Below are 12,876 nucleotides of genomic sequence, written 5' to 3' on the forward strand. Positions count from 1 at the left end.
GAAATTTATAGTCTTCCCGTGACTTGCCAGAACTTGTTTCTGGCTTTTTTTATGGAATATAGGTGCTGATTAGGATGTTATTAATTACCCCTCCTCTGCGCTGCTTTCAGATAACAAATAGTCTTATATAAAAAGAATAGCTAAGCCCACCTGTTTTATATTTATAATTTTTTATGGTATGCGCTGCAAAGAATGAAATATCGGATTTTAAAGACTACGTTATTGCTCAATTGATGAGCGATATTTTTTATATTCTGTACCCGTTTTATAAATAATACTTTGGATTTTAAAGTTGTCCATTGTAAATGCGCGCTTTAAAAATCATGGATGAATCTTGTGGGCCCATAAGGGTTAATACTTACTTGAACGAGGAGCGTGATTGTAAGTGGAGCTTTATCAACCAAGGAAAATTGCTATGTCGAAAAAAATGTTAACAAGCATGTTATTTATGAGTGGACTTTTTTCTGGCTTTGCCTCTGCGCAACAAGGTGAACTGATTGTTAATCAAAGTTATATCAAGCCCGGTTGCTCTGGATGGAATTTGAATGAAAGCGGGGCCACAGGTGCACCTTCGGGAGGACCGCATACCTATCAGGTTTATACAGTGTCTTGTAATGGCGGGTATGTAGTCAGGAAGACCCAGCTTTTTTATAGTAATGGTTCTCTGTACAGTTGTCGTATCGATTTGGTTAACTCGACCAGCTATACATTAAATAGTAATGCTTGCACGTCATTTGAAGTTCGTGCAGCTGTTGTGCCTGCTGCACCTGCGTATGCATATATTGGACGTGTTGGTTCTTGCGGCCCGGTGGGCAATGGTTATTGCCCTGAATATTGGGTGTCCTGGGCTAGCGTAGCTGGAGCAGCAAATTATCAGTATTCACTGAATGGGACTTTATTATTCTCCGGTTCAACGACTGGCACCAGTGTGACCGTACCCTACGGTTATAACCCGGCTAGTGGTCAAGTAAGAGCATGTAATGCTAGTAACCAATGTAGCGCGTGGACGGCAGTAACAGCTCCTCCACAATAACGATTCACGCAAATAATATTTGACGCTTTATTCTTCATGGCGGGGCTTTGTGTAAAAGCCCGCTTTTTTATTTTTTTAAAATGATACGAACCCTGTGTTCGGTTAAATTTTTTCTTAATCCCTATAAAAGGTGCATTTGTGGGTTATGAATCCCACTTGAAGCCACGATAAGTGGGACGTTGATAAATATTGGTACGAGTTTCGGCAATAAATTGCAGTGTTTTCCCTTGAGTGTTAGCGTGATTTTTAGTCGCTGTGAGGTAGTAAATGGCTAATAACAACACACTGAGGCAAACGATGATGATTCTCTTCAAGAAAATTGCGAAAAAAATAATTGGCACTGGTGTCTTATGCATGTTGGCGGGCAGTTCGTTAATGGCCTGCGCACAAACAAAAGTGGTTGGCTATATCCCCTCCTATAAAAATATGCCGGCAGTAATTGACCGTACAGATTTAAGTAAATTAACCCATTTAAATTTATCGTTTTTAAATCCCAATGCCAGTGGTGCTGTTGTGAGTGGCGGTAATCCGGTTTGTATGGAGGGCGCGAGCGCGAGCGATATCCACTATGTAGTGAACAAAGCGCACCAGGCTGGTGTAAAAGTCCTGGTTTCGATTGCCGGTGGCGTATTACCAGCATGTTCCGGAAATTGGCAAACGTTATTGCAGCCTGCTAACCGCGCCACGGTGGTTAATAATTTATTGCAATTTGTGAATACATTTAACCTGGATGGACTGGATGTAGATATTGAAGGCGTAGTACTTACCAACATTGATAATGCCGGCAATTACACCCCGTTTATTCAAGCCCTTCGTAATGGTTTGCCCGCAGGAAAATTATTAACGTCTGCGACGGCATCTTATGTTGGCGGTATGGTGCCAACATCATCCTTAGCCTATTTCGATTTTGTAAATATTATGTCTTATGACGCGATCGGCCCGGGTTGGGGGCAGGCGGGCGTGGAGCATTCTCCTTATTCGATGGCGGTGTCCGATATTAATATTTGGAAAGCGCGCGGCCTTACCAAACAAAAACTGGTGTTGGGTGTGCCATTTTATGGATATGGGTTTAATGGTTATGCAGCGGCCTATGATTTCAGCAGCATCTTCAGCCAATTCGGTGCAAGCGCAGCGCAGGGCGATGTAATCGGCACTCGTTGCGCCGGTTGCAGTTACATCACTTACAACGGTATTCCCACTATTCGCAGCAAAACCCAACTCGCGCTACAAGAAGGTTCGGGGGTAATGATTTGGGAGTTGTCACAAGATGCAGTGGGAACCAATAGTTTGCTCGCTGCAATCCATAGCCAGATTGGCAGCGGCAATAATTCCAGCAGCTCGTCAAGTAGTAATAGCTGCCCGGCATGGGTGAGTGGCCAACAGTATTACGCGGGCAATAAAGTGTCGTATCAAGGGGGCTATTACATCGCTGAATACGATAACCCCGGTTACATTCCCACGGTGAGCCCCTATTTCTGGGAGCCAATCAGCGCCAGCGCTTGCGGCACAAGTATTTCATCCAGCTCTTCTTCAGTGGCGGCATTTACGCGTTTGATTCAGGCCGAAGCTTACACTGCAATGAATGGTGTTCAGCTTGAAACTACGACTGATACCGGTGGTGGCCAAAATGTTGGCTGGATCGATGCAAATGATTGGATGGCTTACGCCAATATTAATTTTCCAGCTTCCGGTACTTATAAAGTTGAATACCGTGTGGCGAGTGTGAGTGGTGCGTTGCTATCGCTGGATTTAAATGCGGGTGCGATTCAATTGGGACAAGTTGCTATTCCGGCGACCGGTGGTTGGCAAACCTGGACTACGGTATCGCACAACGTTTCCATTAATGCCGGAACTTATAGTGTCGGAATTTTTGCACCGCAAGGTGGTTGGAATATTAACTGGCTTCGCTTTACCAGGTTGTAATTCCTGACGATTTCCCCTGCTTTTCCCCCTGTTTTTCCTCCCGGACTTGCGGATCTGTTATCAGATCCGCTTTTTTATTCCCGGTGTTTTTTCGTATTATTCCTTAAGGATATTGATAGCAAGCGGATATTTTTACTTGTGGTTGAGTTAAGTAGATCATTGAAATCTAATATCAAATTTTTAAATTTGCGATTCCAATAAGAAATATTTGCAGTGGGTTTTATTGAAAAGGCCCAATGAACAATCGAGTTAAATGGTTCTGGACTAAAGTAGTATTGGGTAAATGGTGTTCGATTAGCTAATGTTCGATTCAATAGTTCCGAGGTATGTATGAAAAAGTATTTGATTTATTGGGGCATTTTTATTGCGGTATGTGCAGTTTTGTTTGCATTATGGTGGACTCGGCCTGCGAATTACATTGAGCGCATAACAACCCTCAATGTTGCCGCCGAAGAAACCTTATTCAGCCAATCAACAGATTCTGCTACCGTCTATTTGCTTAAGACCCAGCCTTTATATGTAAAAAAAGTAATTGATGGATGTGAACTCCATGGCGGGTCATTTGCGTCAGTTGATAAAACGGGTGCGGTAAAATTTGGCAATGATGCTGCCTTTAAAGCGCATGGTCTTTTTAAATCCAACAATATTGGTTGCCTTATCAAGGGCGCTATAGAAAAAGAGAGTTGGGAAATATTTGTGAAGGATGATCTTTTATATTTCCAGCTCAATCATTGATGGGCAGGCAGGTATTGTTGACCAACACTTCTAAACCCGGTATGCGTTTGAAACCGGTTAGACTGTGTACCAAATGTTTACGTGAATAACTGAGGAGGAGCATCCAGTGAAATTGAAAAACCCTTTGCAACTAAAAAGTCTGGTAGGTCTGGCAGGTGTGTTGGCACTGGCAGTGATCAGCTCAGCGGCGTCAGCTTGTCCGGAATATTTGAAAGGTGAATACCGCAAGTTACATTCAAAAGACTCGGTAAATATTTGTGAGTTAATGGAAAACAAAACAGTATTGGTAGTGAACACTGCCAGTCATTGCGGGTTTACTTCGCAGTTTAAAGAGTTGGAGGCGCTGCATAAGAAGTACAAAGACAAGGGCTTGGTGGTGGTTGGCTTTGCCAGCGATGATTTCAAGCAAGAAGATGCGGACGAAGAAAAAGCAGCGGAAATCTGTTATTTGAATTACGGGGTGACGTTTACCATGCTGGCCCCAACCCATGTAACGGGCGAGCAAGCGAATCCGGTATTTAAGGCCCTGGCAAGCCAGGCCCGGGAGCCCAAGTGGAATTTCAATAAGTACCTGGTGGGTAAAGATGGCAAATTGGTCGAGTATTTTGGCAGCACGACCAAGCCGGATTCGCCCAAATTGGCGGCGGCAATTGAACAGCAGCTTTAAGTTTCAAATAAATCATATTGCTACAGGTGTACGCCTCCGCTTGTAATTGAGCTTTGGCGCATAAAAAAACCGGCTTCGGCCGGTTTTTTTATGCCTGTTACTTTAATCCCTTGAAGGTGTTACGTGTTTTCACATGTCAATGAAACCGTTAACGCGAGCATAAGAAAAATTAACTATCAACTATTTATGGTCTTATAGATATTACAAATTGAAATAGTTGAAATTGCTGATTTTTTATTTCTTTTTTGAATAGTTAATTCAATTTACAGCTTTTTTAAAAATCAAATAATCTAAAAAACACAAAAACCAAGATTCATCGCAATATTTATTTTTAAGCTGGTCATGAAATGCATGTGAGCATTTTCAAAATTTCGTTGAAACCGATTACATTTTAATTCATCATTTCACAGTAAGGCGCGCTAATAAGACTGAATAACGCCACACCATAAAAATAAAGTGAGCTGGTAAATCTGATCTCGGCCAACATTCCCGAGACTCACTTCCCGATGTATACCAACAACAACGTCAACGATTTCAGGCGACGCTGAGCGGAGTTTTCACTCTACCTCAGCGGCTAAACCCTGCTGTTCAGAATTACTCAAAAGATAATAAAACGAGGAAGCTCAAGATGATCAAACCTAGCGGTATTACGACCAGAAAAAAGGCGCTGGTGCTGGCGATAGGCTGCGCCCTTGCCGGTTTACCGGTTTATGCACAGGAGCAAGCTGATAAAGCCGACTCAGGTGAGGTGGTCGATGAAGTTATTGTAAAAGGGGTGCGTGCCTCCCAGGCCAAAGCCATTGATATCAAACGAGAATCAACTACCGTGGTTGATTCCATTGTGGCTGAAGATATTGGCAAATTACCTGACGCGACCATTACCGATTCCCTGCAACGTGTGACCGGTGTACAAATTAAACGCGAAGCCAACGAGGGCACCTCGCTGAACGTACGTGGCATGCCACAGGTAATGACTACCCTGAACGGCGAGCAATTCCTGAGCCCCTGGAATATTACGGATGTGGGTGCCAACTACGGTGATATTCCCGCCGGGATGATTAACGGTGTAGATGTCTACAAATCCCAATCGGCCAATGCGATTGCCGGCGGCATTTCCGGCCTGGTGGACCTGAAAACCATCAGCCCCTTGAAAATGAAAAATGGTTTCACGGCCAGTGCCAAACTGGAGGCATCGCAAGGCGAGCTTTCGGACCGTGAAATGAATGCGGATGGTACTACCGGCAAACGTTCACCGGACGATAACTACAGTTTAATCCTGGGTTATAACAACGATGGCCGCTTTGGTGTAACCGTGGGGGCTTTCCAATCCAACAGTTACAACGCTAACTACCAAATGTCCACCAGCCAGCATTTGGGTTTTCTGGAGGGTAAAGGCAAAGGCCCAACCGACCGCAAAGACATCGATGGCGACGGCGATCTGGTTAATGACTGGTATCTGGTTCCCGGTGAATATTCCGCTCGCTCAAGCTTTATGACCCGCGAGCGTGAGGGTGCAAACATCTCTATTGAAGCGGCTGTGGGTGAACATTTCACGGTGCGTGGCGATGCTTTTTATACTGCCATGGATCAGTATGATCGCGGTGTAGTTGCGGCGTTTGATGGTTCCAGCTCTACCACCTCCTATCAGGTAAATGGTGAATTGCCTGCATATGTTGATGGTTTGTATGACTCATTACTGCCCGTTTCACAAGGCACCATCGTTACCGACATGGGGCAGTTTTCCTACGTTGATGCCAATGGCGTAACGCAAACCAAAAACCTGCATACACTGCAAGTAGCCAAGCTGGTTGCTCCCGGTTTCCAGACTACATCCAGCAACCAGATCAATCGTACGGCGGCATTGAATACCAATGTTGAAATTGCGTACGACAGCCAGGATCGCCTGAAAGCCAAACTCCGCTACGTTTATGCCGAGGCAGAAAAACAATACCGCAGCGCAATTTTCCAACAGGGTAACCCCGGCTGGAACTGGGTTGATGTGGATGGTATTCAAGGGAAGGACCCGGTTACCGGATACCCGTTAACGGTGGATTATCGCGGTGAATATCCGACCTTTAGCTACGAAGGTGATTTGTCAGATGCGAATTTATTGAAGTTCTACCAGGGCATCGCCGATGGGTCTGAAGTGACCGCAGAGCTGAGTGTTATCCGCCTGGACGTTAATTACGAATTGGACAGCGATCTTTTCTCATCGGTTGATGTTGGTTTCCGCCAGGGGGATCGCGATGCGCACAACAGCAAATTCAATTATCTGACTGCAACGCAGCGCTATCCCGATAGTGATCGCACCCCCGCTAACAAACGCTATCAATTAATGTCAGGCAACCAGGTTTGGCAGCGCTGGCCGGATTTCCGCTACTTTGATTACAGCCTCGAAAAAGACGAATTAGTGAATATTGGCAAGTTGCCAAACAATGGCTTCACCGCTGCTGAAACCATCAAATTCACTGATTTTGGTCCATTCAAAGGTTTTGAGCAGGGCGTTTCGTCGCTGAATCCGGCTGCTTGGGATAATCCCCTGGCATTTATGAACCGCTTATATCCAGGCCAGGAAACAACGGTTACGGATGAAAACGGCAATGTGACGGTGGTACCGGCGCCAGGTGTAAGAACGGTGAATGACCCTTCATTTGAATACGATGTTGAAGAAGTCACTTCAACGGCGTCATTCCAACTGAACCTCGATTCAATCGATGGGATTTGGGGGATTCCTTTCAAAGGAAATGTGGGCGCACAAATTATCAGTACGGATCGCACGATCCAGAAAAGCATCATCCCGGAAAAGCTGGATATCTATAACTCCATCGGCTACGAAAACCAGGCCATCGCTTTTGTTAGCGATATTGAAACTATCAAGTATTCATTTGTGGATGTGTTGCCATCTATCAACCTGAATTTCTTCCCGGCGGATGATGTGGTTGTCCGGTTAGGGGCCGCTAAAACTACTTCGCGCAACGACCTGAAACATTTGGGTGAGAACTTGAATGTGTGGGTTGGCGAGTGTCCGAAATATGATGTCAACGGCGTGCAACAATTAGGGCCGGATGGCAAAGGCGAAACTGTTTTTTGCGTTAACGGCGGCAGCGATAACGGCGATCCTTACATGAAGCCCTGGTATGCCAATGTCTATAACGCCACCACCGAATGGTACTTCGATGAAAATTCCATCCTCGGCGTAGGTTTGTTCATGATTGACGTTAGCACCTCCGTGCAAAGCTATCAGGAGCAGCGCCGTTTTGTGGATCTCGACGGTATTGATCGCGGCAATATGGCTAACGTGTGGACCAGCAAAAATGTGGGTGCTTCATCGCTCTACGGTGTGGAGCTTGGATACAAGCAACCCTTCACGTTCCTGCCGGGCGCATTCCTGAGTGCAACAGGTATCGAATTTAATTACACCTATTCCGAAAGCGAGAGTACGGATAAAGATTTCATGGGCAATTCTTTCCCCTTGCAATCCAACTCCAAACACCAGTCCAACATGATCCTGTGGTACGACAAAGCTGGCTTGAACGTGCGCCTGGCATACAACTGGAAAAGCAAGGAGTACGACGGACGTTTTGGTCTGGCCACACAAGCTGAACCTATTTCCATGGGCAATTGGGTGGAGCCGCAAGGTTACCTCGATCTCTCTGCAAGCTACTGGTTGAACGAGCACATCAGCTTCACCGCGAGTGGCACTAACCTGACGGCACAAAGCAGGAAAAGTTATTCGCAATACAGCAACCAATTTAACAACATGTGGATTCAGGAGCGCCGCTATAACGTCGGCATAACTTTGACACTGTAAAAAAACAATCCATCGCCAGGCCTGTTGCGCACAGGCCAAGAGCGGCCCGAGGGCCAGACAATAAAATTTTGGAGTCAAATTATGAAATTTAAATTATGTTCCATGGTGGTACTCACCGCCGCCTTGCTATTGCAAGGTTGTGGTGGTAGTGGCGGTCTTGTTAGCAATGCCGATAAAGATAAAAATCCGCTGAATCCCACTCCAGGTGTTGAAGATCCGACGGCGCGCCCTCGTCCCAGTGATACGGCGCTAACGATCACTACGGATGAATCCACTATTTACGATGCAGCTAAAAAACCGCTGCTGTTACGTGGTATTGATATGCAGTTGGGGGCAGCACCTAACTTGACGCGCATTAATGGCATTAAGGCGATTAAAGAAACCGGCTCGAATGTTATTCGTTTATACCTCAACGAAAATACTACCGATCCGGATTTGGAAGCAGCATTGGTGAAAGTGGTTGAACAAGGGTTGGTGGCGATTGTTACCCTGGATAGTTCCAAACTACTTTGTTCAACAAATGATGCCGCGTTGAACAACGCCGTTGATACTTTATGGCTGAAAAAATGGCTGGGAGTAATTGCACAAGATCGTTTTCAACCGCACTTGATCATTAATATTGCCAATGGCTGGGGACCCGAGGGAATTTTTAATCCTGACAGTTATGGCTATCAGGATTATCTTGATGCCTATAAAGCGATGATCAATAAATTTCGTGCGGCAGGATTTAAAGTGCCCATTGCGATAGATGCGCCTTGCGGTCAGGATTTCAATGCCTTCGCCCGTGATCGTGGCAGACAATTATTGGTGGCAGATACGGCAAAAAATATCATTCTATCTTTACAAGCTGATGGAAATAAATGGAACACCAATACGCGTGTTACTACCGCAATATCCAATTTGATGGAGGCTCATGTCCCATTCGTTATTAGTTCTTTCGCCGGTTCCGGTGTTGGTGGTTTGTCTGGTATAGATCACCTGGACTTAATGAAAAAAGCAGCAGGTGATTCAGCGGTTGCACTTAATTTGCCATGGGGTAGTGACTCTGACTCGGCAGCATACGTTGCAACGCTTCCGCAGGTGTTGCCATTGTTGGATGGTGCCGGCATATCGACCAATCTTTATCTTGATGCGCGTTATCTTGAAGAGAAACCCATTAGCGATGCAGATGGCCGCCTCGTGCCTAAAGGCAAGTTGATTTACTCCATGTATGTCAGAGATGAAAATGGCAATACATTGCGCGCAGGAAGTGTGCAAGCTAAAGATTTGCGTGGATATCAGTGGAATCGAGTTGCGTTTACGTTACCAAAAAGTAATGCGGAAATTGTTCCTGCTAATTTAATGAATGGCTCCACTACGTTTGACCTTAATAAAGTAAAACAAGTTGGTTTTGAAATATTGGCAAATGGAAAGGCGGCCGATGTTAAAGCGCCGATCAAGTTGGATGATGTAGAGATTTATCCGGGCGCCCCCGAGCCTACGTTAGCGGTTAATTCAACATTTGATTCCGGATCCAGCGGTTGGAATCGTCCGGATTGGAGTCCTGGTAAGGTCGTATTTGAAGGCGGATATGCCAAGTTATCTCTCGGTGCTGGAGATTGGGGTTTGGTTCTCGAAAGTCCCGGTTGGCAATCGCAAGAAGTGTTGCCAAAAATTAATTTCAAACAAACTGTTTTTGTGGACATAAAAGTATTTGTGCCTGCTTCTTATGCAGGGCAATCACCATCAATTGCTGTTACCGGCCAATTTGGTAGTGACTGGAGTATCGCACCCGAAACCGCAGCAGGTATTGTTGGTGAGCTTAAATACGGTGACTGGAATAATTACCGTGCGACGCTTAAGTGGAGTGATTCTTACGATGTTTCAGTTGCGCAAAATATAGGTCTTAAGCTGACAGGCATTTCTGCAAACACAGAACCTTTGTTAGTGGATAACATTACCATTACCCAACAACCAGGCAAGCGCACTAAAACGGTAACTGCATTGCAATATGAATCCAAATTTACCAAGGGCGTGGAAGCGTATGAAGCTGCCTGGGGGCGTGTTTCAAAAGTTGAAATGGTGGATGGTGAATTGCATATTACTCCCGCTTGGTCAAACCCAAACGGTAATTATGAAGAATCAGATGTTGTTGTCTTAAAGTCAGACATCAATAGCATTAGTGATATCGATGTATCCGGGCCTGTGGTTTATAAAGTCAGAATTTTTGTACCGGCCAGTTATGCAGGTAGCGATTTAAAATTCCGTATTTTTACTCAAGATAACAACTGGGGACACGATACAGACTTCCCGGGAAGAGAGTTGACGATTGCAGACTTTAAACCCGGCGAGTGGACCAGTTTTGAATTCAAAACCGATACCTTCGCGGAAGGTTTTGCTCGCACTCAGAAGTTGCGTCATTTCGGCTTCCGTTGGGATGGTGTGAGAGGAAACACCGATACCGTAAAAATTGATGACATCCAACTTTATGGAAATAGCGAAGTTGAAGATACTCAACCGCTTTACAGCAATACTTTTGACACTCAGCAAGCAGTTGATAATGTGAAATTTGATTTCGCAGGAGGAACATTCGGTGCATCATCTCTTATCAATGCAAAATCCAAATCCTGGAAAATTGCTCCATTTGGTTGGTTGGCGTTCTCCTGGTTTGGTAATACTGGTGAAAATGCACCTTTAAATATCACTAATACCGAAGACAAGGTTGATTTGACTCCGCGTGGTGAAGAGGTTGTCAATGGTGAATTTGGTATTGATGCAACATCAGTACCTGCTAATTTTAAATAAGCCCGATTTACGTCGGTTTTTTTTGAACATCCCCGCTCAAGGCGGGGATTTTTTTATCCTGTTAATGGTTATTTTCTATATATAGGTAACAGGAAATTTTATGGTTAATCGGGTGGGGCGATAAGGCCTGGATGATATAAATTGCAAGGCAGTGAAGAGCTGCTAATGCTGTAGCTTTATGAATTCTTCAAAGTGTCAGCGAAAAATACCTGGCCTCAAAGGTCATCCCTTTATTTTCATAAAATCGATGTGCATCTACACGTTTCACACCGGAAACTAATCGCACCTGGTTGCAATTCATTTCGGTGGCGTAGTTTTTTATCCAATCAAATAAATATCCGCCGTAGCCTTGTGAACGATTGCCTTCGGTGGTGACCAACTCTTCTATTTCCAGATATTTTCCAGTGTGCAGCCATTCGCCGATACGGATGCCAGCAAGGGCTTTTATCCCGCTGTCGTCCAGGTAAATCAATTGGTAACCGGCATTGCGCAGGCGTTCGATCCGGGTGAGGAATGTGTCGAGCGTAAGGTGCGGGCGTAATTCATTCATTAGTGGAAAACAATTTGTGATGTCCTCCCGGTGTTCAGCAACTCGGATTTGCATGATAAGGCTCCCTGATGAATTTTCTGAAATGAAATCGGGATGAATTGTAGCGGGAAAGGGGGCATCAATATACATGAATGATTGCGCTCTTCTTTTGGAGCGCAATCATTCACGCGAGGAGCATTAACGAATTATTGGTCGGAAGTTCAGGCGCAATCCGCGCCAATATTCCAGTGCGACCAATAATGTCACTGCAAAAATAGTGGCATAAATAGTCATAACATAGGTGTAAGTTGCTACATTATTCCAGGGGCGAGCGATGCCCAGGTAGCAAGCATAAAGCCATGAGACCATTGAGGTCACGGCTGTGACCAGCACAAATAATTGCTCGCTGCTGTTACAACCCAAAAAACCTTGTGGCGAGGTCAGTCGCGAAAAGCTGAAAAAGTGCAGGAAGAGGCCGTTGATCGTCAGTATGCTCACTACGGAAAATTTGGCCCAGAGTTTCTGGTTCATCAGGTAAGCGGGATTGTCGAGATAACCTATCACTACGATGATCAATCCGGTCACCCAGAGTGCGACGAGTGCCAGGCTGACAATTCCAGCGTTGCGGTGGAGGTTGGCAATGGCCTCTGCATCCATGGCGCGGCCTTGCCATTTGGCGAGCGCGAGGTCTTGTATCAACAGTATGCCTACAGCGAGGCAAGCGGCTATTAAATGGGCGTAGACCAGCAGGGTTTTTAGCATGTCAGATTCCTCTATTGTTATCTTTATTAAAGCGTTGCTATTGATGGAACGGGGGGTGTGGCGATCAGGAATTATCAATGGGGTTTTGCATTGCCATTTTGATCTGGCGCAAACCTATTCGCATAAAAAACATGCGGTTGGGGCATCCAGCCGAAGTTCTGGCGTTGATGTCATCTGTAATCACATGAGCTTGCCCTTGAACTTGGGCGTTGTACCCCAACATCGGCGCTTTATCCTGTTTTCTTCACTCGGGTATTTGGGTTATGAGCGAACTTTTTATTCTGCAAAACCAGGAAAAGCTGTTTCTGGGTAAACAAAACAATTGGGTAGATGGCCGCGATCTGAACGCCTTATACAAAACTCTCCACAAGGATGAAGCGATTAACCAGATGTTTGAGGCAAGTTCAAAGGATTATCGCCAGCGTATAAAAGTAGTTAGTTGTGCCCCTAACGACAAAGGCCTGCCCGTGATCGATCCGGAAATAATGCCGGAACCATTGCCCAAACCGGGAAAGGATTTGTTTGACAATACTGTTGACGCTGCTTCTGTAAATGACGATGGCGCCATCTCCGCCGAGACGGACACAGGCTTGCGCGAGCCATGATTGGCTGGGGCTAATACAGTCTGTGAT

General features: G+C 45.3%; 9 protein-coding genes. 7 read left to right on the forward strand and 2 right to left on the reverse strand.

What is annotated here, in order from left to right; genetic code table 11:
- The first annotated feature begins 415 nt into the window (after window positions 1-415).
- From A596_RS16815 to A596_RS16840, 6 genes are all read left to right on the forward strand, one after another.
- The gene (locus tag A596_RS16815; RefSeq protein WP_039916912.1) at window positions 416-1,033 is read left to right on the forward strand and encodes a hypothetical protein; all 618 of its coding nucleotides are present in this window, start codon (window positions 416-418) and stop codon (window positions 1,031-1,033) included.
- A gap of 297 nt (window positions 1,034-1,330) precedes the next feature.
- Window positions 1,331-2,956: a carbohydrate-binding protein gene (locus tag A596_RS22955; RefSeq protein ID WP_160280156.1), complete on the forward strand. Its 1,626-nt coding sequence runs from the start codon at window positions 1,331-1,333 to the stop codon at window positions 2,954-2,956.
- 330 nt (window positions 2,957-3,286) lie between these two features.
- The gene (locus tag A596_RS16825; protein WP_039916914.1) at window positions 3,287-3,691 is read left to right on the forward strand and encodes a hypothetical protein; all 405 of its coding nucleotides are present in this window, start codon (window positions 3,287-3,289) and stop codon (window positions 3,689-3,691) included.
- Between the two features lie 124 nt (window positions 3,692-3,815).
- Window positions 3,816-4,358 (forward strand): glutathione peroxidase, encoded by a 543-nt coding sequence (locus A596_RS16830; RefSeq protein WP_039917130.1) that lies wholly within the window; start codon window positions 3,816-3,818, stop codon window positions 4,356-4,358.
- A 628-nt stretch (window positions 4,359-4,986) separates the two neighbouring features.
- Entirely contained in the window at window positions 4,987-8,169 is a 3,183-nt protein-coding gene (locus tag A596_RS16835; RefSeq protein WP_039916916.1) for a TonB-dependent receptor, read from the forward strand.
- Between the two features lie 81 nt (window positions 8,170-8,250).
- A complete protein-coding gene (locus tag A596_RS16840) occupies window positions 8,251-10,953 on the forward strand; it encodes a glycoside hydrolase family protein (RefSeq protein WP_039916917.1) in 2,703 nt (900 codons plus the stop codon).
- 187 nt (window positions 10,954-11,140) lie between these two features.
- Here A596_RS16840 and A596_RS16845 read toward each other — a convergent pair whose 3' ends face one another.
- Together A596_RS16845 and A596_RS16850 are read right to left on the reverse strand one after the other, a co-directional pair.
- The gene (locus A596_RS16845; protein WP_039916919.1) at window positions 11,141-11,557 is read right to left on the reverse strand and encodes a GNAT family N-acetyltransferase; all 417 of its coding nucleotides are present in this window, start codon (window positions 11,555-11,557) and stop codon (window positions 11,141-11,143) included.
- 123 nt (window positions 11,558-11,680) lie between these two features.
- On the reverse strand, window positions 11,681-12,244 hold the full coding sequence (locus tag A596_RS16850) for a hypothetical protein (RefSeq protein ID WP_052417617.1): 564 nt from the start codon (window positions 12,242-12,244) through the stop codon (window positions 11,681-11,683).
- Window positions 12,245-12,507: 263 nt separating this feature from the next.
- Here A596_RS16850 and A596_RS16855 point away from each other — a divergent pair, with 263 nt between their 5' ends.
- On the forward strand, window positions 12,508-12,849 hold the full coding sequence (locus tag A596_RS16855) for a hypothetical protein (protein ID WP_039916920.1): 342 nt from the start codon (window positions 12,508-12,510) through the stop codon (window positions 12,847-12,849).
- Window positions 12,850-12,876 lie beyond the last annotated feature (27 nt).

Origin of the sequence: Cellvibrio mixtus subsp. mixtus J3-8, assembly GCF_000766945.1 — a bacterium.
GTDB lineage: Bacteria > Pseudomonadota > Gammaproteobacteria > Pseudomonadales > Cellvibrionaceae > Cellvibrio > Cellvibrio mixtus_A.

Coding starts and splice junctions, on each gene's coding strand:
- A596_RS16815 (WP_039916912.1), top strand. CDS start 416: ATGTCGAAAAAAATGTTAACAAGCATGTTATTTATGAGTGGACTTTTT.
- A596_RS22955 (WP_160280156.1), top strand. CDS start 1,331: ATGATGATTCTCTTCAAGAAAATTGCGAAAAAAATAATTGGCACTGGT.
- A596_RS16825 (WP_039916914.1), top strand. CDS start 3,287: ATGAAAAAGTATTTGATTTATTGGGGCATTTTTATTGCGGTATGTGCA.
- A596_RS16835 (WP_039916916.1), top strand. CDS start 4,987: ATGATCAAACCTAGCGGTATTACGACCAGAAAAAAGGCGCTGGTGCTG.
- A596_RS16840 (WP_039916917.1), top strand. CDS start 8,251: ATGAAATTTAAATTATGTTCCATGGTGGTACTCACCGCCGCCTTGCTA.
- A596_RS16845 (WP_039916919.1), bottom strand. CDS start 11,557: ATGCAAATCCGAGTTGCTGAACACCGGGAGGACATCACAAATTGTTTT.
- A596_RS16850 (WP_052417617.1), bottom strand. CDS start 12,244: ATGCTAAAAACCCTGCTGGTCTACGCCCATTTAATAGCCGCTTGCCTC.
- A596_RS16855 (WP_039916920.1), top strand. CDS start 12,508: ATGAGCGAACTTTTTATTCTGCAAAACCAGGAAAAGCTGTTTCTGGGT.